The sequence below is a fragment of the Streptomyces sp. NPDC048484 genome (assembly GCF_040651415.1).
Classification (GTDB): domain Bacteria; phylum Actinomycetota; class Actinomycetes; order Streptomycetales; family Streptomycetaceae; genus Streptomyces.
Window position 1 is genome coordinate 117,393 of record NZ_JBEZJY010000007.1, and the last position, 19,287, is coordinate 136,679.

Annotated in this window: 18 protein-coding genes; 7 read left to right on the forward strand and 11 right to left on the reverse strand. The window is 72.4% G+C overall.

Going from position 1 to position 19,287, the window contains the following annotated elements; genetic code table 11:
- Nucleotides 1–158 precede the first annotated feature (158 nt).
- Complete coding sequence (locus tag AB0D14_RS09325; protein ID WP_362776382.1) at nt 159–1,130, forward strand: sporulation protein; 972 nt, start codon at nt 159–161, stop codon at nt 1,128–1,130.
- A 64-nt stretch (nt 1,131–1,194) separates the two neighbouring features.
- Here AB0D14_RS09325 and AB0D14_RS09330 read toward each other — a convergent pair whose 3' ends face one another.
- Nucleotides 1,195–1,584, reverse strand: a complete 390-nt coding sequence (locus AB0D14_RS09330) for a BlaI/MecI/CopY family transcriptional regulator (protein ID WP_362776383.1) — start codon at nt 1,582–1,584, stop codon at nt 1,195–1,197.
- A gap of 80 nt (nt 1,585–1,664) precedes the next feature.
- On the opposite strand from AB0D14_RS09330, the gene AB0D14_RS09335 reads away from it, so the two are divergent.
- Both AB0D14_RS09335 and AB0D14_RS09340 read left to right on the forward strand, forming a co-directional pair.
- A complete protein-coding gene (locus tag AB0D14_RS09335; protein WP_362776385.1) occupies nt 1,665–2,240 on the forward strand; it encodes a TerD family protein in 576 nt (191 codons plus the stop codon).
- 63 nt (nt 2,241–2,303) lie between these two features.
- Entirely contained in the window at nt 2,304–2,507 is a 204-nt protein-coding gene (locus AB0D14_RS09340) for a twin-arginine translocase TatA/TatE family subunit (protein WP_362776386.1), read from the forward strand.
- A gap of 76 nt (nt 2,508–2,583) precedes the next feature.
- On the opposite strand, the gene AB0D14_RS09345 is transcribed toward AB0D14_RS09340, so the two are convergent.
- The 4 genes from AB0D14_RS09345 to AB0D14_RS09360 form a co-directional block, all read right to left on the reverse strand.
- On the reverse strand, nt 2,584–3,852 hold the full coding sequence (locus AB0D14_RS09345) for a cation:proton antiporter (RefSeq protein WP_362776388.1): 1,269 nt from the start codon (nt 3,850–3,852) through the stop codon (nt 2,584–2,586).
- A gap of 3 nt (nt 3,853–3,855) precedes the next feature.
- Nucleotides 3,856–4,341: a TrkA C-terminal domain-containing protein gene (locus AB0D14_RS09350; protein WP_362776390.1), complete on the reverse strand. Its 486-nt coding sequence runs from the start codon at nt 4,339–4,341 to the stop codon at nt 3,856–3,858.
- Between the two features lie 179 nt (nt 4,342–4,520).
- Nucleotides 4,521–5,939 (reverse strand): SPFH domain-containing protein, encoded by a 1,419-nt coding sequence (locus AB0D14_RS09355; protein ID WP_362776392.1) that lies wholly within the window; start codon nt 5,937–5,939, stop codon nt 4,521–4,523.
- A 153-nt stretch (nt 5,940–6,092) separates the two neighbouring features.
- Nucleotides 6,093–6,608 (reverse strand): hypothetical protein, encoded by a 516-nt coding sequence (locus AB0D14_RS09360; protein WP_362776394.1) that lies wholly within the window; start codon nt 6,606–6,608, stop codon nt 6,093–6,095.
- Nucleotides 6,609–7,094: 486 nt separating this feature from the next.
- Here AB0D14_RS09360 and AB0D14_RS09365 point away from each other — a divergent pair, with 486 nt between their 5' ends.
- A complete protein-coding gene (locus AB0D14_RS09365; RefSeq protein WP_362776396.1) occupies nt 7,095–8,147 on the forward strand; it encodes a helix-turn-helix domain-containing protein in 1,053 nt (350 codons plus the stop codon).
- Between the two features lie 67 nt (nt 8,148–8,214).
- Here the strand turns inward: AB0D14_RS09365 and AB0D14_RS09370 are convergent, their stop codons facing one another.
- The 3 genes from AB0D14_RS09370 to AB0D14_RS09380 form a co-directional block, all read right to left on the reverse strand.
- Entirely contained in the window at nt 8,215–9,789 is a 1,575-nt protein-coding gene (locus AB0D14_RS09370; protein WP_362776604.1) for a protein kinase, read from the reverse strand.
- A gap of 148 nt (nt 9,790–9,937) precedes the next feature.
- Nucleotides 9,938–10,825, reverse strand: a complete 888-nt coding sequence (locus AB0D14_RS09375) for an FkbM family methyltransferase (RefSeq protein WP_362776398.1) — start codon at nt 10,823–10,825, stop codon at nt 9,938–9,940.
- A gap of 158 nt (nt 10,826–10,983) precedes the next feature.
- Nucleotides 10,984–12,903 carry a glycoside hydrolase family 15 protein gene (locus tag AB0D14_RS09380; protein WP_362776400.1) on the reverse strand — a complete coding sequence of 640 codons (1,920 nt, stop codon included), beginning with the start codon at nt 12,901–12,903 and terminating at the stop codon, nt 10,984–10,986.
- 183 nt (nt 12,904–13,086) lie between these two features.
- Between AB0D14_RS09380 and AB0D14_RS09385 the strand changes: the two genes are divergently transcribed.
- Nucleotides 13,087–13,956, forward strand: a complete 870-nt coding sequence (locus AB0D14_RS09385; RefSeq protein WP_362776402.1) for a hypothetical protein — start codon at nt 13,087–13,089, stop codon at nt 13,954–13,956.
- Nucleotides 13,957–13,961: 5 nt separating this feature from the next.
- Here AB0D14_RS09385 and AB0D14_RS09390 read toward each other — a convergent pair whose 3' ends face one another.
- The gene (locus AB0D14_RS09390; protein WP_362776404.1) at nt 13,962–16,085 is read right to left on the reverse strand and encodes a BTAD domain-containing putative transcriptional regulator; all 2,124 of its coding nucleotides are present in this window, start codon (nt 16,083–16,085) and stop codon (nt 13,962–13,964) included.
- A 150-nt stretch (nt 16,086–16,235) separates the two neighbouring features.
- Here AB0D14_RS09390 and AB0D14_RS09395 point away from each other — a divergent pair, with 150 nt between their 5' ends.
- Both AB0D14_RS09395 and AB0D14_RS09400 read left to right on the forward strand, forming a co-directional pair.
- Entirely contained in the window at nt 16,236–17,141 is a 906-nt protein-coding gene (locus AB0D14_RS09395; protein WP_362776406.1) for an alpha/beta hydrolase, read from the forward strand.
- Between the two features lie 165 nt (nt 17,142–17,306).
- A complete protein-coding gene (locus AB0D14_RS09400) occupies nt 17,307–17,732 on the forward strand; it encodes a luciferase family protein (protein ID WP_362776408.1) in 426 nt (141 codons plus the stop codon).
- A gap of 141 nt (nt 17,733–17,873) precedes the next feature.
- Here AB0D14_RS09400 and AB0D14_RS09405 read toward each other — a convergent pair whose 3' ends face one another.
- Entirely contained in the window at nt 17,874–18,776 is a 903-nt protein-coding gene (locus AB0D14_RS09405; protein ID WP_362776410.1) for a L,D-transpeptidase, read from the reverse strand.
- On the reverse strand, nt 18,766–19,275 hold the full coding sequence (locus tag AB0D14_RS09410; RefSeq protein ID WP_362776412.1) for a SigE family RNA polymerase sigma factor: 510 nt from the start codon (nt 19,273–19,275) through the stop codon (nt 18,766–18,768). Before AB0D14_RS09410 ends, AB0D14_RS09405 begins: the two co-directional genes overlap by 11 nt.
- Nucleotides 19,276–19,287 lie beyond the last annotated feature (12 nt).

The following is a 19,287-nucleotide window of genomic DNA, read 5'->3' on the forward strand; positions in this document are numbered from 1 at the left end:
GGGCACCCGGTGGTGAGTCCCGCAGAGGTGTTGGCGTCCTCACCGTCCGATGCAGGCCCTCGCGCGGGGGCTCCGGATCTTGGGACGACCGGCCGCCCGTAATCTTCCACGTGTACGTAGAGCCAGACCCACCCGCACATGAAGGAGTGGACCCCTCAATGGTGTTCAAACGGCTGCTCGGATCACTCGGCGTGGGCGGCCCCACGGTGGACACGGTCCTGAGTCCGGGCCCGGCGCTGCCCGGCGGCACGCTGTCGGGCGAGGTCCGGCTCAAGGGCGGTGACGCGGACTTCGACATAGAGCAGATCACGCTGGAACTGGTCGCGCGCGCCGAGGCCGAACACGCGGAAGGGGAGAGCGAGGGCACGGTCGTCTTCGACCGGTACCCCGTCGGGGGCGGCTTCCGCCTCGCCGGGGACGAGGAGCGGACCGTCCCGTTCGACATCACGCTCCCGTGGGAGACCCCCGTCACCGAGCTGTACGGGCAGGAGCTGGGCATCGTTCTCGGGCTGCGCACGGAGCTGTCGGTGGCGGGCGCGAAGGACAACGGCGACCTGGACCGGCTGAACGTGGCGCCCCGGCCCGCGCAGGAGGCGATCCTGGAAGCCTTCGGGCAGCTCGGCTTCGGCTTCAGGTCCGCGGACCTGGAACTGGGCCGGATCGGCGGCACGGGCCAGCAACTCCCCTTCTACCAGGAGCTCGAACTCACCCCGTCGGCCGAGTACGCCCACGCGGTCAACGAGATCGAGCTGACCTTCCTCGCCTCCCCGGCCGGTATGGAGGTGGTCCTGGAGGCGGACAAGCGCGGCGGCCTCTTCTCCTCGGGCGACGACGCGCTCACCCGCTTCACCGTCTCCCACGAGGGAGTCGGGCACCAGGACTGGACGACCGTGGTCGACGGCTGGGTCCGGGAACTGGTCGAGCACCGGGAGTCGTACGGCCCCGACGCCGCGTACGGACACAACCGGCACGAGCGGCATGAGCGGCACGAGCGGTCGGTGCCCGGCATCGGCACGGCGGTCGCCGCGGGCGCGGTGGGACTCGCCGTCGGCGTCGCCGGCGGCCTGGTGGCGGCCGAAGTCATCGACGAGGCCGGCGACTTCTTCGAGGGCGATGAGGAAGAGGGCTGACAGGTCCGCCGTCCACGAGAACCCGTGGGTCTCACCTGGACCCCACCTGGGTCTCCCATGGGCCTCAGTCTTTCCTCTCCGCCTCGGGGTGGCCCAGCAGTTCACGCAGCAGCCGTTCGTCGTTCGGCTCCAGGGAGGTCACGAAGCTGGCCAGGACGGCCTCCCGGTCCAGTTCGCCGTCCAGCACCTTGCGCATCCTGCGCGCGGCGAGGCCCGCCTCGTCCGAGGCCGGGGTCCAGGCGAAGGACCGGCCCTCCCGCTCACGGGTCACCGCGCCCTTGTCCAGCAGCCGGGTCAGGATCGTGATCACCGTCGTGTAGGCGAGGCCGCCGCCGATCCGCTCCTGCACCCAGCCCGCGGTCGCGGGACCTCCGGCCGCGCGCAGGGCCGACAGGACCTGCGCCTCCAGCTCGCCCTGTCCCCGTCGTGGGGGACGCTGCCGCCGGTCCGTCACGTCCTGCCTCCTTTCTTATTTTCTACAGTGCTGTAGATTTTGCACCACGACGTACACACTCACCAAGCAAGGAGAGCAGCGTGGGAGTTTCCCTGTCCAAAGGCGGCAATGTCTCGCTCAGCAAGGAGGCACCGGGCCTGACCGCCGTACTGGTCGGCCTCGGCTGGGACGTGCGGACCACGACGGGCACCGACTACGACCTCGACGCCTCCGCGCTGCTGGTCGACGAGTCGGGCAAGGTCCTCTCCGACCAGCACTTCGTGTTCTACAACAACCTGAAGAGCCCGGACGGTTCGGTCGAGCACACCGGTGACAACCTCACCGGTGAGGGCGAGGGCGACGACGAGTCCGTCAAGGTGAACCTGGCCACCGTGCCCGCCGAGGTCGCGAAGATCGTCTTCCCGGTCTCCATCCACGACGCCGAGAGCCGCGGCCAGAGCTTCGGCCAGGTCCGGGGCGCCTTCATCCGGGTCGTCAACCAGGCCGGCGGCGCCGAGATCGCCCGCTACGACCTGTCCGAGGACGCCGCCACCGAGACGGCGATGGTCTTCGGCGAGCTGTACCGCCACGGTGCCGAGTGGAAGTTCCGTGCGGTGGGCCAGGGATACGCGTCCGGTCTGGCGGGCATCGCGTCCGACTTCGGCGTCGGTGTCTGACGACCACCCCGCGAGACGCCCCCGCAAGACGTCTCGCAGGACACCCCGGAAGACAGGAACCGTATGTTCGGGCTGAGCGAACTGGCCGTCATCCTCGTCGTCGTCATCGTCGCCCTGGCCGTGAAGAAGGGCCCGGAACTGGTCCGTTCCGCGGGCAAGTCGGCGCGCATCCTCAAGGCCGAGAAGAAGGCCGCCGAGGAGGGGACGGTCGCGCCTCGTGTCATCCCGGGCGAGACGGTCGACCCGGCCCGCGCCCCTGAAAAATAGGAGCCAGGAGCGCAGCCCCGCTTTTCAGGGGCGCGGGGCCATGCCCCGCGCGGCCGCATGTGACGAGGAGACGGGCCTACTTCTCAGCGCCAGTGTCGGGGCTGGGAACGAGGTCCCGGTCCTGAGTCGACTCCGACTCGGCATCCGCCTCGGGCTCGGCCCCGGCCTCCGCGGGAGCGGACCCGCGCGAGCGCCCGGTCACCCACGTGGCCACCGGCTCCGTGTACCGCGCGGTGAGCGGGCCGACGATGACCAGGATCAGCACGTACGCCGTGGCCAGCGGGCCGAGCCGGGGCTCGATGCCGGAGGTGACGGCCAGCCCGGCGATGACGATGGAGAACTCGCCGCGCGCCACCAGCGTGCCCCCGGCCCGCCAACGCCCCTTCGCGGAGATGCCGGCCCGCTTGGCGGCCCAGTAACCCGTGGCGATCTTCGTGCCGGTGGTGACGAGGGCCAGCGCCAGCGCGGGCACCAGGACGGGCGGGATGCTCGCCGGATCGGTGTGCAGCCCGAAGAAGACGAAGAACACGGCGGCGAACAGGTCCCGCAGCGGCGACAACAGCCCGTGCGCCCCCTCGGCCACCTCCCCCGACAGCGCGATGCCGACGAGGAACGCACCCACGGCCGCGGAGACCTGGAGCTGCTGTGCCACACCGGCGACCAGCAGGGTCAGGCCCAGCACCACCAGCAGGAGCTTCTCGGGGTCGTCTCTGGAGACGAAGCGGGAGATGTGCCGGCCGTAGCGCACCGCGACGACGAGGACGAGTCCGGCGACACCGAGCGCGATGGCGAGCGTGGCACTGCCCGCCGCCAGACCGGCACCGGCCAGCAGGGCGGTGACGATCGGCAGGTAGACCGCCATGGAGAGGTCCTCAAGGACCAGGATGCTGAGGATCACCGGGGTCTCACGGTTGCCGAGCCGGCCCAGGTCGCCGAGGACCTTGGCGATGACGCCGGAGGAGGAGATCCAGGTGACTCCGGCGAGGACGACGGCGGCCACCGGACCCCAGCCGAGCAGCAGCGCCATCGCCGCGCCGGGCACGGCGTTCAGAGCGGCGTCCACCAGGCCCGCCGGGTACTGGGTCTTGAGGTTGGAGACCAGGTCGGTGGCCGTGTACTCCAGGCCGAGCATGAGCAGCAGCAGGATGACGCCGATCTCGGCGCCGATCGCGACGAACCCCTCGCTGGTGCCCAGCGGCAGCAGTCCGCCCTCTCCGAAGGCCAGCCCGGCGAGCAGGTAGAGCGGTATCGGTGAGAACTGGAAGCGTCCGGCGAACCGGCCGAGCAGTCCGAGACCGAGGATGATGGCACCGAACTCGATCAGGAAGACCGCGGATGAGTGCACGTGTCACTCCCTTCCGAGTATGGTCGCGGCCGACTCCACGCCCTCGCGGGTGCCGATCACGATCAGGGTGTCCCCGCCGGCCAGCCGGAAGTCCGGCTTCGGCGAGGGGATGGCCTCGGCGCGGCGCAGTACGGCGACGATCGACACACCGGTCTCGGTACGCATGCAGGTCTCGCCCAGCAGCCGTCCGTTCCAGTGCGAGACCGACGACAGCTCGATGCGTTCGGCCACCAGGCCCAGCTCGGTCGTGGACAGCATGCTGGGGCTGTGGTGGTCGGGCATCAGCGCGTCGATCACCGCTGCGGACTCTCCTGCGGAGAGCCTCACGGACAGGGCGCAGGCGTCCGGGTCGTCCTTCCGGTACGCGCTGAGCGTCCGGCCGCCGTCCCGGTGCGCGACCACCGAGATGCGGCGCTGCTCGCGGGTCGTCAGGTCGTACCGCACCCCGATCCCCGGCAACGGCGTACTGCTCAGGCGTGGAATGCCCATGACTGGTCCCTTGTCCGATGTCGATCTGCGTGTCGCGTTCACCCTACGGCGGGCCGGCGGAACGGGTTCGTCCGCGCTCCTGGGCGCCTGGGCGCTCAGGAGCGCGGACGCTCAGGGGCGCGGGGAACTGCGCGAGCAGCCCACTCGGCCCCGCGGACGAAGGCCGTGCCGTCAGTCGGTCAGTCGGTCACGTCGACCTTGCCGTTGGCGGGCGGCGCCGCCGTGGCCGGCTCGGGCGCCGTGATCCGGCGGAGCAGCTCGGGCAGGTCGACCCCGGTCGTGGAGCTGAGCAGCTCGACCCCCTGGGCGACGTTGTCCGCGACCGTACGGGACAACTGGCTCGCCCCGTCCGTCGAGATCACCGTCATCTTGTCGATCGCGCTGAGCGGCTCGGACGCCTTGGCCACGACCTGCGGCAGCACCTCGACGAGCATCTGCAGCACGGCCGCGTCGCCGTACTGCGAGAACGCGTCGGCCTTCAACCGCATCGCCTCGGCCTCGGCGGCGCCCTTCGCCCCGATCGCGGCGGCCTCGGCCTCACCCTCGATGCGTACGGCGTCGGCGAGCGCGGCGCGGTGCGCCTTCTCGCCCTCACCGGTCAGCCTGGACCGCTGCGCGTCCGCCTCGGCCTGCTTGACCAGGGAGACCCGGCGGGCCTCGGCCTCCTGCTCGGCCTGGTAGCGGGCGGCGTCGGCGGGCTTGCGGACCTTGCTGTCCAGCTCACGGTCGGTCAGCGCGGCCTGCCGCTGGGCGACCTTCTCCTCCTCGGCGAGGACCTCCTGGCTGCGGGCCGCCTGGGCCAGCGGACCGGCCGCGGCGGCGCGGGCCGCCGCCTCGTCCGTCTCGGCCTTGATCTCCGCCGTCTTGAGCGCGAAGGTCCGCTGGGCGATCGCGATCTCCTCCTCGGCCTTCAGACGGGCCTGCTCGGCGGCGCGCCTGGCCACCGCCTCCGCTATGTCGGCCTCCTGCTTGGCGCGGGCGGCCTCGGGACGGCCGAGATCCGCGAGGTAGGAGCCCTCGGTGGTGATGTCCTGGATCTGGAAGGCGTCGAGCACCAGTCCCTGCCCGGACAGGCTCGCCTCGGCCTCCTCCGCGACCTGCCCGGCGAACGCGGCACGGTCCCGGATGATGTCCTCCACCGACATCCGGCCCACGATGGAGCGCAGCGCGCCGGAGAGGACCTCCTGGGTGAAGCCGACGATGCCGTTCTGCTGCATCAGGAACCGCTGGGCGGCGGCGCGGATGGAGTCCTCGGTGCCGCCGACCTTGACGATGGCGACGCCTTCGAGGTTCGCCTTGACCCCGCGCAGCGTGACCGCGCCGCGCACCGAGATCGGGATGTGCCGGCTGGACAGGTCGAGGGTGAACTTCTGCTGGACGAACGGCACGACGAAGACACCGCCGCCGACCACGACCTTCTGGCCGCTGTTGTCGGTGAACACCCGGCCGGTGTCCGGGTCGGTGGACTTCTTGCCGCGCCGCCCGGTGACGATGAAGGCCTGGCTGGGCCCCGCCACCTTGTAACGGGTGACGACGGCGAGTGCGAGCAGGACGAGGAGTACGACGACTCCCACGACCGCGATGAGAACTGGACTCATGATGGATTCCCCCCCTTGCCACCCCCAAGGCGGCAGATCGGTATGGATTACGGATTACGGATTACGGATTGCTTCGGCGCCGGACCGGTTGTTCAGGCACCGGACCGGTTGTTCAAGCACCGGATCGGTTGTTCAAGCACCGGATCGGTTGCTTCAGCGCTGCACCGGGCGGACCGCCACCGACGTCGGTGACAGGGACTCCTCGACCCAGATCTCGGCGCCCCGGGACACGGCTTCGGGGCTCTTCGCCGCGAGTTTCAGCGGCTGGCCCGCGAGATGCACGAGCACCTCGCCGTAGCCGTCGACCGGGATGGCGGTGACGACGGAGCCCGAGCTGCCCACGAGGTCGGCGCCACGTGGTGTGGCGGACGGCTCGTCGCGCATCAGGGCCCGGCTGAACCGCCAGGTCAGCCAGGACGCTCCCGCTCCGGCACCGACGCCCACCGCGGTGGCGGGCCCGGCCCCGAGGCCGGTCGTGCCCAGCACGAGCGCCCCGCCGAACCCGAGCATCGACACGAACCCGGCGATGACCGGCAGCGAGAGCAGCCCGTCGAAGAGCCCGTCCAGGAAGCCCACCCCGCCGAACAGCCCTTCCAGGACGCCGTCGAAGACGAGCGTGAGGAGCAGCAGCACGATTCCCGCGATGCCGAGACCCAGAAACAGCGTCATCCGGTCTACCCCCTCGCTTGTGCCCGTCACCTCGGTCGAGTCGCATTGTGTCAGGTTCATACACATGCACTCATTGCCGTAACTCGGCAGTCTTTACGCTTTCTTGATGCCGCGTCGACACAGGGACCGGATTGCTCCGGACGCGTGCGCACCGCCCGGCATCATGAACGCGTAAAGACTGCCGGTATCCGGCAATGCGGCGGGCCGCCTGCCCGGCGCATGATGGTCGAGCACAAACGGGGGGAGCCACGGGGGACACGGGGGACGACAGGGGCTTCGGTACCGAACGCCGTCAGCTGACGGCAGGTACCGGGGCCCCGCCCTCCTGCCCCTCCGCGCCCCCCTCCGTCCCGAGGAGCGCCGACGTCCCCCCACACATCCACGCATCTGCCGTATCCCGGCAGCGGACCACCCTCTCCCCACCCCGCCCTCTCTCCGTATGCGCTAAAAAGGCGTGGACGGCACATCAAAAGATCAGGGGAGCGCATGGCGGGGCGGGACATACCCCAGGAGTACCTGGAGGGGTACACGCGCATCCTCACGGACGCCTCCGTGACCGGCCGCCGGCTGACCCGCGACGAACTCGACTCCCGGCGGGCGCTGGGCGAGCGGGCCGCCGAGGCGGGGTTCGGACTGCGCGCCCTGGTCGGCGCGCACCTCACCGCGGCCCGTCTGCACTGGTCCGCCGCGGCCGGTGAGAGCACCCTCGCCGCTGTCGAGCAGGTCGTCGACGCCTTCGCCGAGGGATACGAACGGGCCCAGCTCCTGGCCGTACGCCAGGAGGAGGCCGCGCGCCGGGAGTTCATCGACGACCTGCTGCACGGCCGCAGCGACCTGGGCCTGCTCGCCGAGCGCGCCGAACGCTTCGGGCTGCGTCTCTCGCACGCGCACGCCGTCGCCGTGGCGCGGGGCACGGTCGGCTACGACGAGGGGGACAGCGTGCCCCGCGAGGTGGAACGCGCGCTGATCGCCAGGTTCGGCGACCGCAGCATCCTCGTGACCACCAAGGACGGGCGGCTGGTGTGCATCGCCCCCGGCGACCAGGACGACGTGCTCTCCTTCTTCGCCAAGCAGGCGTACGCGGCCACCGACTGCGGGCAGGTCGCCATCGGCCGCTCCCAGCCCGGGCCCGGCGGGGTCGTCCAGTCCTACGAGGAGGCCCTGAACGCCCTCGACCTGGCGGACCGCCTGGAGTTCGACACCCCCGTGCTGCGCTCCGCCGATCTCCTCGTCTACCCCGTACTCACCCGGGACCGGCAGGCCATGGCGGACCTGGTGGTCAGCGCGCTCGGGCCGCTGCGCGCGGCCCGGGGCGGTGCCGAGCCGCTCCTCGACACCCTCACCTCGTACTTCGACTCGGGCTGTGTCGCCGCGGAGGCCGCCCGGCGGCTGTCGCTGAGCGTCCGCGCGCTCACCTACCGGCTGGAGCGCATCCACAAGCTGACCGGGGCGAATCCGGCGGACCCGGTCCACCGGTACACGCTGCAGACCGCGGTCATCGGGGCACGGCTGCTGGACTGGCCGGCGAAGGACCTCTAGTCGGCCTCAGGCCCGGCCTCCGGCCCTCCCCAGGTCCCGGGTCCCAGGTCGCAGGTCCCAGGTCCCGCTAGTCCTCCCCGTCCTCCTCGTCGCCGTCCTCGTTGTCCCCGCTGTCCCCGTTGTTCTGGCTGTCGCCGTTGCCGTCGTCCGCGTTCTCGTCCGGCGGGCTCCCCCGGCCCTTCTCCTTCTTGTCCGGCTTGTCCTCGTTCTCGGCGGGGTCCGGCGTGACCGCCGGGGACTCCTCCGGGGCGGAGGGGGACGTGGGGGGCGCCGACCTGACGTCGGGTGTGGTCACGGGCTCCTGGTTCCGGTCCGCCGTCCCCGCCGCGGGCTCGCCGGTGGCCGGCCCGTTGGACGCCCCCGTGGTCAGGGCGGCGGAGGGCAAGGGGTCGGGCTGCCCGTTCTCCGCCCCGGTGTTTTCCGGCGCGAACATCGACATGCCCGCGAGCACGGCCAGCACGAAGAGCACGGCGCCGGCGAGGATGGCGAACACCCGGGGCCGTCGGCGGACCGCGCTCGCGAAACCGCCACCGCCGCCGGCGGCGGGCCGTGCGCGACGTGAGGGCGCGGAACGCGTGGAACGGGTGGAACGGGTGGAACGGGTGGAACGCGACGAGTGAGCCGAGTGGCCCGCGTGTGGCGAGGGCGAGGAGGGCTCGGAGCGGGCGGCATGGGCGGAGCGCCCGGCCGGATGCGGGGCGGCCTGCGGCAGCCGGTACGTCGTCGGGGCCCCGGTGTCGGCGTCCCCGGGCCGCGGTGGCGCGGCCCCGTACGACGCCTGGGTTGCCTGGGTGCGCGGCTGTTGCGCGACCGCCGGCAGCGGTTCGGGCCGGCCCTGCCAGGCCCCCGTACCGAACCAGTCCGCGACCTCCTGGGCCGTGGGCCGGTCCTCGGGCTGCTTGGCGAGAAGACCGAGGAGGTAGTTCTCGAAGGCGGGCGGCAGCTGGACACCGCGCTCACGGGGCGGCACCGGCGCCATGTCGATGTGCTGGTGCAGGGTGACCGTCGGGCTCTCGCCCTGGAACGGCGGTCTGCCGGTGAGGAGTTGGTAGAGCACACAGCCCAGGGAGTACACGTCGGATGACGAGGACGCCGGGCGGCCGAGGGCCCGCTCGGGCGCGAGATAGAGGCTGGTCCCGACGATCTGGCCGGCCGTGGTGAGCGCGGACGCCGGGTCGTCGACGAAGCGGGCGATACCGAAGTCACCGATCTTCACGATGCCCTGCGCGTCCGCGAGGAGATTGCCGGGCTTGATGTCCCGGTGCACGATCCCCTCGCGGTGCGCGGCGGCGAGCCCGGCGGCTGCCTGGGCCGCGACGGTGGCCACCCGTTCCACGCCGAGAGTGCCGGACGCGGTCAGCTCCTGGGCGAGGCTGCGGCCTTCGACGAGTTCCATGACCAGATAGAAACGGTCGTCCCAGGCGCCGAAGTCGAAGACGGCGACGACGTACGGATGGCTCAGCCTGGCCGCCGTCTGCGCCTCCAGCCGGAACCGCGCGGCCGACGCACTGTCCGCCTCGCCCCCCAGCAGCAGTTTGACGGCCACGGTCCGGCCGAGCACCTCGTCGGTGGCCTGCCACACCTCGCCCATCCCACCGCGGCCAATGGACGCCTGCAACCGATACCGCTCCGCGACGAGCACCAACGAATCATCCTCAACACAGCAGAAGCCCAACACGACGACCGCGAACGGCACTTCATGCGATGTGGAAGCGCGCAGATGGGGGGATTCGCAGCAGACGCCAGCCTACCGACTCACAACCCCCGCCCACGCCCCTTCAGGGTCCCGCTCAACCCGCGGCAGGCTCCTTCGTCTCAGGTGTCCCGGGCCGCACCATCACACAGTCGAACTCGACGACCCGCCCGGTGGCAGGCTCCCGGGTCACGGGGTACATCCCGGTGACCCCGAATCCGGCGGCCTCGTACGCGGCGACAGCCTCTCCCATCGCCGGGCTGCCCTCGTACAGCTGGAGTGCCGCGACCTCGGACTGCATCCCGACGAACTCCGAGATCCGCTCCCCCGCCCCGGTGAACACCTCCATGTCGAAGCCCTGCGTGTCCATCTTCAGATACGGCCGGGGATCGTCGATGCCCTCCAGCGCCTTCTGCATCACATCGTCGAGGCGGCGGATCTCGATCTCCTCGGTGCGCCCCTTGGCGAACCGCCGGTAGCGCTCCTTGCCGTACTCGCTGGGCGGCAGCAGGGAGTTCATGGACTTCCAGTCCACGTGGATGGACTGGACGGCCTCCTCACGCCCGAGCGCGAAGTTGTACACATGCCAGTCGGGGTCCTTCTCGGCGGACCGCTGCAGCTTCGCGAAGGTGTCGGAGACGGGCTCGAAGGACACGATGCGTCCCGTGTAGCCGAACCGCCGCAGGCCCTTCCCGTACTGCCCGGTGTTGGCCCCGACGTCGAACACGCAGTTCACGCGGTTCAGTTCCAGGAGCGCGGCCACGTGCTGGGCACACAGATAGTGGGAGGCGGCGAGCTGGAACTCCCGTTCCCCGTCCGCCGGCACGGCCTCGTCGAGGAGCAGCCGCGCACCGCTGTCGCCGAGGGGAACGGTCGTCACGTTCCGCTCCGTGGACCCGCGCGCCAGCACCCAGGTGTCCGCACCGGCGGCCGTGACCGTGTACCGCCCCTTCCCCTGTGTCACCAGGTCGGCCCCACGTCCCACGGGCACGACGGTCCGTTCGCCCCGCCGGAACACCAGGGAGGTACCGGGACCGAGATCTCTTACCTGCACGCCTATCCGCGGAAGGATGCTGAGCAGTCTTCTGTAAAGGGTTGGCATCCGATCAGCCTCGCAGAAGACCCCACGGATTCACCGGCACTTCACGGAACAAGTTTTCGTCCGTGACCGGTCGCGTGGTGGTCGAGTTCGTAGGCCGCTCTGATGAGCGGCACGTGTGTGAACGCCTGCGGGAAGTTGCCCAGCTGCCGCCGGGCGACGGGGTCGTACTCCTCGGCCAGCAGGCCGACGTCGTTGCGCAGGAGCAGCAGCCGTTCGAACAGGCTCCGGGCCTCGTCCTCGCGGCCGGTCAGCCGCAGGGCGTCCGCGAGCCAGAAGGAGCAGGCCAGGAAGGCGCCCTCGCCGCCGGTGAGACCGTCGGGGCCTGTGCCCGTACCGGTGCCGGTGCCGGTGCCGGTGCCGGTGCCGGTGCCGGTGCCGGTGCCCATGCCGGTGCCGGTGCCCGTGCTCGGGCCGACGCCCGCACCCGTACCCGTGCCTGTCGAGTAGCGGCGGACCAGGCCGTCGTCGCTCGCCAGTTCGCGTTCGACGGCGGCGACCGTGCCGATCACCCGCGGGTCGTCCGGCGGCAGGAAGCCGGTCCGGGGGATGAGCAGCAGCGCGGCGTCGAGGGCGCGCGAGCCGTAGGACTGGGTGAAGGTGCCGCGCGCCGGGTCGAAGCCCCGCTCGCAGACCTCCCGGTGGATACGGTCCCGGATCTCGCGCCAGTGGGCGACGGGCCCGGGGCGCCCGTGCTCCTCGGCCAGCCGGACCGCGCGGTCGAAGGCGACCCAGCACATGACCTTGGAGTGGACGTGGTGGCGGGGTTCGCCGCGCATCTCCCACAGGCCCTGGTCGGGCCGGAACCACACCTTCTCCAGGTGGTCGAGCACGGCCCGCTGGAGCGCGACGAGATGCCGCTGGGGCCGCAGACCCGCGCTCAGCGTCAGGGCCAGGGTGTCCATCAACTCACCCGGCACGTCGAGTTGTTGCTGCACGGCGGCGCCGTTGCCGATCCGTACCGGCCGCGACCCCTCGTACCCGGCCAGCCAGTCGGCCGTCCACTCGGTGAGCCGGCGCTCGCCGCCGATGCCGTACATGATCTGGATGTCCTGCGGCCGTCCCGCCACCGCCCGCTCCAGCCAGCCCCGCCAGGCGTCCGCCTCGGCGGTGAATCCGCTGCGCAGCAGCGCCTCCAGGGTCATGCCGGCGTCACGCAGCCAGCAGTAGCGGTAGTCCCAGTTGCGTACCCCGCCGGGCTGTTCGGGCAGGGAGGTGGTGGGGGCGGCGACGATCCCGCCGGTCGGCTCGTAGGTGAGGGCCTTGAGGGTGATGAGGGACCGTACGACCGCGTCGCGGTACCTGCCCTCGTACGAGAACGGCGCCAGCCACCGGCTCCAGTACTCCTCGGTGCGGCGCAGCGCCTCGAAGGGGTCCACGGGGTCGGGGGCGGGCAGGTGGGAGGGGCCCCAGGTCAGGACGGACGGGATGCGTTCGCCCGCGGTGACGGTGAAGTCGGCGGCGTGGGCCTGCCCGTGCGCGACCAGCGGGACGGGGGTGGACAGCCACACCGCCTCGGGTCCCGCGATCCCCGTCAGCCGCCCGTGCTCACGGTGCATCCAGGGCACCACGCTCCCGTACTCGAAGCGCAGCCGCAGGTCCATGCGCAGGTCGACCGTGCCGGACACGCCCTCGACGATGCGTACGACGCTCACGACGCCGGGCGCGTCCTCGCGGCGCGGCATGAAGTCGACGACGGTGGCCCGGCCGGTGTCGGTCTCCCACTCGGTCTCCAGGACGAGGGAGTCCCCGCGGTAGCGCCGACGGGCGGCGGTCAGGCCGTCGTCCGCCGCCACCGGGGCGATCCGCCACCGGCCGTTGTTCTTGTCGCCCAGCAGCGCGGCGAAGCAGGCGGGGGAGTCGAAGCGCGGCAGGCACAGCCAGTCGAGGCTGCCGTCGCGGCCGACGAGGGCGGCGGTCAGCAGGTCTCCGACGAGGGCGTAGTCCTCGATCCTTCCCGGCATGGACCCAGTCTGGCCTCGGAAGCGGCCGCGGGCACCCCGGCTCACCCGGTCGGCCCGGTGCGCTGGTGGGAGGTGCCGCGCGATGGTGCCGTGGGAGGTGATCCCGATAGATCCCTGTAGGTCCCTGCTAGATCCCTGTCGTCGGGAGCCGTAGGAGGCATCCGTGAGCCGTAGGAGGCAGCCGTGCTGAACTGTCCGCCCCGCCGTTCCCGGCGTACCGCGCCCGCCCTCGTCCCGGTCCTCGTTCCGGTGCTGGTTCCGGCCCTGGCGGCTGCCGCGCTGCTCTCGACGGCCGGGTGCTCGGGCGGTGGGGGCGTCGGCGCCACCGACGAGGCCGCGGGCGGTGTCTCTCCCGTGGCCGCGCGGTCCCCGTCGCCCTCCCCCTCGGTCACCGTCGCGCCCACGCTCACCGAGGTGCAGGCGGGATCGGCACGGATCACCTCCGCGGACCTGAGCGACGACTGGACGCGTACCAAGGGTGCGGCGACCTGGCGGGACACCCTCCTCAAGGGGAAGACCGGCAACGCCGACTGTCAGCGGCTGCTCGACGGCCTGTACGCCGAGAACCTGCTGGGCGAGCCGGTCGGCGCCCGCGCGGTGACGGGCTTCGACGACGCCGACGACGGGGCGCAGCTGCGGTACCAGGTCGGGGCGTACGACCGGGCGGCCCTTGACGACTCGCTGGCCTGGCTGAAGACGGTGCCGAAGGTCTGCGGGCAGTTCACCGCCACGGATGCCAGGGGCGGGGAGCTCACGGTCCGGGCCGCCGCCGCGCCGCTGCCCGGTCTGGGTGAGGCCCACGAGGGCCTGCGGGTGACGGTGAACGGCGACGGCGGCGGCTGGCCGGCCGTCCTCACCCTGGACTTCGCCGCCGTACGGGTCGGCGACAGCGCCCTCTCCCTGGCCAACGGCGGCCTCGGCGACATCGACCCCGACGACGCCCTGGATGCCGCTCAGGCCGGCACGCAGCGCCTCCAGGAGGTGCTCGCCGGCCGTACGCCCGCGGCCCCCCGCCGGACGCCCGCGGACCCGCCCGACGACGAGCAGGGCTGAGCCCGTCATTCCTGGTCGGTGACGTATTCGGTGCGGTGTTCGGTGTCGTGTCCGGGGTGGTGTTCGGTGAGGTAGCGCTGGACCGGCCCCAGGGTGAGCAGCCCGCTGCCCGCGCCCGCGAGTTCGGCGGCGGCCGGGCGCAGACGGCGGCGGGCGCGTTCCAGTGCGGTGCGGTCGTCGAGGCGGCGGGCGGCTTCGGCCTCCAGCGCGCAGCAGGCCTCGTACAGGAGGTCGCGCGGAGGCTCCGGGAGGTCGCGCAGGGCGGTACGGGCCTCGGTCCGGCGGCCCGCGGCGAGCAGCATGAACGGCTCGGCCCAGGGGCGGTAGGGGCCCCAGTCCGCCCGGGGGTCGGGGTCCGGGGCCGGGTCCGGGTCCGGTGGGAGGCCGTGGGTCAGGCGGAGGCAGAGAAGGGCGAGCGGGAGAAGGCCGCGTGCCAGGCCGGGCATGCCGGCGCCGTCCAGGCGGGCGGCGGCGGCGCGGTAGGCCGCCTCGGCGCGGGCGGGCTGTCCGGTCGCGCTGAGCCGCAGGGCTCCGTACCACTCGGTGAAGACGCCCACCAGGGGCAGTTCGTGGCGTTCGGAGAGGCGGTCCGCGGCCGCCGCGTGGAGGTCCGCCCCGGCAAGGTCGCCGAGCGCCGCGCGGGCCTGCATGCGGATCAGGTGTCCGAGGACCTCGTAGGTCACCAGTCCGTGGCGGGCGGCCAGTTCGACGAGTTCCGCGCCGATCGCGTCCCGCCGTGGGGCGAGGCCCGCACGGGTGAAGGACTGCATGAACACGCCGTTGAGGGCGAAGGCCAGCAGCGCGGGGTCGTCGAGGCGGCGGGCCAGCGTTTCGGCCTCGCGGGCGGCTTCGGGGCCGCGCGGACCGTCGGCGCCGCGGGTCTCCAGCGCGACGGTTGCCAGCAGGCGGCAGCGGGCGGCGGCGTGCGGGCGGGTACGGGTGCCGACGCTGACGCCGGTGCCGGTGCCGGTTTCGGCGGTGGCTCCGGCACCGGCACCGGCACCGGTCGGCAGGGCGGTGAGTGTTCGCTCCGCGGCGGCGACGATCAGGGCGGCCTCCGCCGGGTCGTCGGAGCGGGTCCAGATCGCCGGGACGTCGTACGCGCCGATGACCCGGGCGGTCAGCTCCGGGTCCGCGAACTCCTCCGCCGCGACGATGGCCGCCGTGCGGTGACGGCGGGCCTCCTCCAGCCCGACGCCGCCGGTGACCGCGAGGTTGCGGAGCAGGCCGACGGTGGAGTCCAGGCGGGCGCGGGCGCCTCCGGCGACGGTGCGGTCGTACGCCTCGGCGGCCAGGGTCCACAGCTGGGCTGTGGCCGGTTGGTCGTCGGCTGCGGGCCGTGGGGGCCGGGCGGGTCGCGGGTCCAGTGCGGGGGACTGGGTGAGGATGTCTGTTTCCAGGTGGCGCAGGCGGGGGCCCGGGTCCACTCCCAGTTGGTTGACGAGGACGTCCCGGGCCCGGCGCAGTACGGCCAGGGCGTCCCCCTGGCGGTGGTGGCGGTAGAGGGCCAGGGCCAGCAGACGCCAGGCGTCCTCGCGCCAGGGGTGGTCGGTGAGGTGGGCGTCCAGGTCGGGCACCGCGTCGGCGGGGCGGTCGAGGGCGAGCAGGACCTCGGCCCGCCGTTCCACCGCCTGGAGGCGCAGTTCGGCGAGCCGGGCGCGTTCGGCCCGGGCCCAGTTCTCCCCCGCGAACTCGGCGTAGGCAGGGCCCCGCCACCACCCCAGGGCCTCCTCCAGCGCCGGGAGCGCCTGCGGTGCGGGCAGGCCGGCCGCGGTACCCAGTGCCGTCTCGAAGCGCCAGGCGTCCACCGTGTCCGGCGCGGCACGCAGCGCGTATCCAGGGCCGTCGGTGACCAGCAGCCGGGCCGGTGCGCGTGGCGGCCGGTCCGGTTCCAGGGCGCGCCGCAGTGCGCCCACGAAGGTCTGGACGGCTCCCACGGCGCCGGGCGGCGGATCCGTCCAGAGGTCCTCGACCAGCCGGGTGACAGGGACGACCCGTCGGCGGGCCACGATCAGCCGGGCCAGCACGGCCCGGTGCCGAGGTCCTTTCAGGGCGAGCTCCCGCCCGTCCCCCCGCCCGTCCCCGGCGAAGGCGACCGTCGGCCCGAGCACTCCGAACCCGACCCGCACGACCGACCTCCTCACCTGCCTCGGACCCACCCATAAGCCCAGCTCACGCTCACGCTCACGCTACTGCGCCGCACACGCTGATCCGCCGCTGATTGGCGCCCCCCAGGCTCGTACCAGGCCGAACCCCCGCCTCCGTAGGAAGGGCGCCCCATGACCCCCACCACTCCCCACGCTCCCACCGCTCCCACCATTCCGGGCTTCGCCCAGCGCCGCGTCCGCGTCGCCGACAACGTCGAGCTGAACGTCGCCGTCGGCGGTACCGGCACCCCCGTCGTCCTCCTCCACGGCTTCCCGCAGACCCACCTGATGTGGCGCCACGTGGCGCCGAAGCTCGCGTCCGAGCACACCGTCATCTGCCCCGACCTCCGCGGCTACGGAGCAAGCGACAAGCCCGCCGACCCCGACGGAACGGCGTACTCGAAGCGCACGATGGCCGCGGACGTCGTCGCCCTCGTCAAAACGCTGGGGCACGACCGGTTCGCGCTGGCCGGCCACGACAGGGGCGCCCTCGTCGCGATCCGCGCCGGCCTCGACCACCCGGACACGGTCACCCACCTCGCCTCCCTGGACGTCCTGCCGACACTCGACATGTGGGAGGTGCTGCGCGGCACGTCGGCCGCGGTCGGCTTCCACCTCTACCTCATGGCCCAACCGCCCGGCCTGCCCGAGCAGTTGATCGGAGCGAGCCCCGACGCGTTCTTCGGCCACTTCCTCGACATCTGGACGCGCGACCCGGCGGCCGTGCCGACGGACATCCGCGCCGCCTACCTCGCGGCGTCCCGCGCGGCCGTCCCGTCGATCGTCGCCGACTACCGTGCCTCCGCGGGCATCGACGTCACGCACGACCGGGCCGACCGCGAGGCCGGCAACCGCCTGCGGATGCCGGTGGCCGTCCTCCAGCAGGACTGGGGCGCCGCCCTCGGCTTCGACGCCGCCGCGCTGTGGTCCGCGTGGGCGGACGACCTGCGGCACACCACCGTCTCGTGCGGCCACTTCATGGCGGAAGAGGCCCCCGACGAGATCACCGACGCGATACGGGAGCTGCTGCGCCGGTGACGGGCGGTGAGGCAGGTGGCGGGCGGTAAGGCAGTAACCGGCGGCAAGGGGGCCAGGGAGGGCAGCCGGTCGTGGAGGAGTGATCGAGTAACCGGCCGTGCGGGAGGAGTAGTCGGAGGTGGCTGGGGGTGGTCCTCCAGGTGAAGCGTGCGCGAGGATGAGGTCATGACCGCGGCCCCTCGCGCCATGGCTCTCCTGGAGACCTGGCCGAACCTGGTAAGTGGCCCGCCCCGGTGCGCCGTTGGGCAAGCCTTCGCTTCAGCGGGACACGAGATCGTCCACTTCCACTCCGACGACTCCGCCGACCTCTACCTCACGCCCACGGCGGTCGAACGGCTGCTCCCCCAACTCCTGCACGCCAGCGCGATCAGAGTCCGCCCCGGCGCCTCCTGGATCACCGTGCTCCTCGACTGCGACGCCGATGTCCAGCTCCTGCTGGGTCTCTTGAGCGTCGCGCTGAAGGAGCACGGCGCGGTCCCGCCCCGCCGCCCGTCACCGCCCTGCGACTGGGAGCGCCCGCCCGCGGTTCGCGGGCCTCGTCCGGGTGCGGCCCGCCGTGTGGTGGACCGGCTCATGCCGCACGCCCACTGAGCGGGCCTCGACACGAAGCCCCACCCGCTCCTCCCGGTTCAGGGAGGCACGCCAGGAGGAGAGGGTGATCATCGGGAGGTCGCCAAAGGCGCCTCCGGTGGGACTGCCTTCCACCCTCACGCCATGTCCCCGCCCCTGCAACTAACGCGCAGTAAAGCTAGCCCCAGGACTTTGCCCGCCAGTACGGCCAACCGAGCTCGGGGTCGCGGGCGGGGACGCTGTCGGGACACTGGCCGCGGCACCGGGATCGACACCGGTCGCTTCCTCCAACGTTGCCGAATTCTCCGGTGTCGTCGCTGACGACGTGACGTCCGGAGCCCGCTGCGTCTGGGTCACCCCCACCACCTGCACCACCGCTCCCAGCTTGAGCTCCTCGTACAGCCACATCGCGTCTCTGCTCCGCAGACCGATCGCGCCGCCGGTGCTGTCGTAGTTGCCGGGCGCCTTCTCGTCCTGGTTGAGGGCGAACAGGTAGTTCGTACGGTCGTCGGGACCGCGCAGGCGCATCACCCAGGTCGCCTTGACGTCGTACGCGCTCCAGCCCGCCAGCTCACGGGGCACCACCGTCGTCTCGTACTTGGCCGTGACCTTCATCAGCCCCGTCGGCGTCGGCGACTTGATCGTCCCGGCGGAGATGGGCAGGGTGCGGCCCTCGGCGGTCAGCTCCCGCTTGGTGAGATTCACGGTGGCGGCGACGGGGGCTGCCGCAGAGGGCCCGGCGGTGGTCGGCGGGGTCTGCGCGCCGTAGCCGGCCGCGGGCGGAACCGACCGGGAGTCCTCACCGCCGGTGAACACCACGGCCAGGACCAGGGCCAGCGCCCCCGCACCGGCGGCGCCCGCCGCGGCCAGCGAGGCCTTGCGGCGCCTTCGACGGCGTACCGCACGACGGCGGATCTCCGCCCCCGGGACGGCTACGGGAGTCTCGTGTTCCTGAGCCAACTCACGCAGAGCGGTGGCCAGTTCGGAGCGACCGGACCCGGCACCGAGGCCCTCGTCCTCGTACCGGTCCTCATACCTCGGGCCGGGCGTGAGCTCATCGGACACGGTCGTCCTCCCTCTCACCCAGTTCGTCGGCTTCGCCGAGCCGCCGCGCCAGCGCCGCCCGGCCGCGGGACAGCCGGGCCTTGACCGTCCCTGTGGGCACACCGGTTTCGGAGGCTACCTGTTCGACACTCAAGTCGCACAGATGGTGCAGAACGACAGCCTTGCGCTGCGCCTCCGGCAGCTCCCGCAACGCCGTCATCAGTGCGGTCCGTTCCGGTCCCGGCCCCGGGGTGTGCTCCGGCAGCGGATTGCGGCGCACCAGTTCCAGCCAGCGCCGGGCCCGCCTCCAGCGGCTCACCGCGAGCCGCATCGCGACCGTACGTATCCATGCCTCGGGCGCCCCGTCGGCGAGGAACTCCCGCCGCCGGTCCCAGGCACGGACGAACGCCTCCTGGACGACGTCCTGCGCCTCCCCGTGGTCACCGGTGAAGGCGTAGAGCTGCCCGGTCAGCCGGGGAAACGCGGCAGCGTAGAACCCGTCGAACTCATCCTCGGTCATACCCCCGCCACA

Coding starts and splice junctions, on each gene's coding strand:
- AB0D14_RS09395 (WP_362776406.1), top strand. CDS start 16,236: ATGACCCCCACCACTCCCCACGCTCCCACCGCTCCCACCATTCCGGGC.
- AB0D14_RS09355 (WP_362776392.1), bottom strand. CDS start 5,939: ATGAGTCCAGTTCTCATCGCGGTCGTGGGAGTCGTCGTACTCCTCGTC.
- AB0D14_RS09340 (WP_362776386.1), top strand. CDS start 2,304: ATGTTCGGGCTGAGCGAACTGGCCGTCATCCTCGTCGTCGTCATCGTC.
- AB0D14_RS09410 (WP_362776412.1), bottom strand. CDS start 19,275: ATGACCGAGGATGAGTTCGACGGGTTCTACGCTGCCGCGTTTCCCCGG.
- AB0D14_RS09380 (WP_362776400.1), bottom strand. CDS start 12,903: ATGCCGGGAAGGATCGAGGACTACGCCCTCGTCGGAGACCTGCTGACC.
- AB0D14_RS09365 (WP_362776396.1), top strand. CDS start 7,095: ATGGCGGGGCGGGACATACCCCAGGAGTACCTGGAGGGGTACACGCGC.
- AB0D14_RS09400 (WP_362776408.1), top strand. CDS start 17,307: ATGACCGCGGCCCCTCGCGCCATGGCTCTCCTGGAGACCTGGCCGAAC.
- AB0D14_RS09325 (WP_362776382.1), top strand. CDS start 159: ATGGTGTTCAAACGGCTGCTCGGATCACTCGGCGTGGGCGGCCCCACG.
- AB0D14_RS09350 (WP_362776390.1), bottom strand. CDS start 4,341: ATGGGCATTCCACGCCTGAGCAGTACGCCGTTGCCGGGGATCGGGGTG.
- AB0D14_RS09360 (WP_362776394.1), bottom strand. CDS start 6,608: ATGACGCTGTTTCTGGGTCTCGGCATCGCGGGAATCGTGCTGCTGCTC.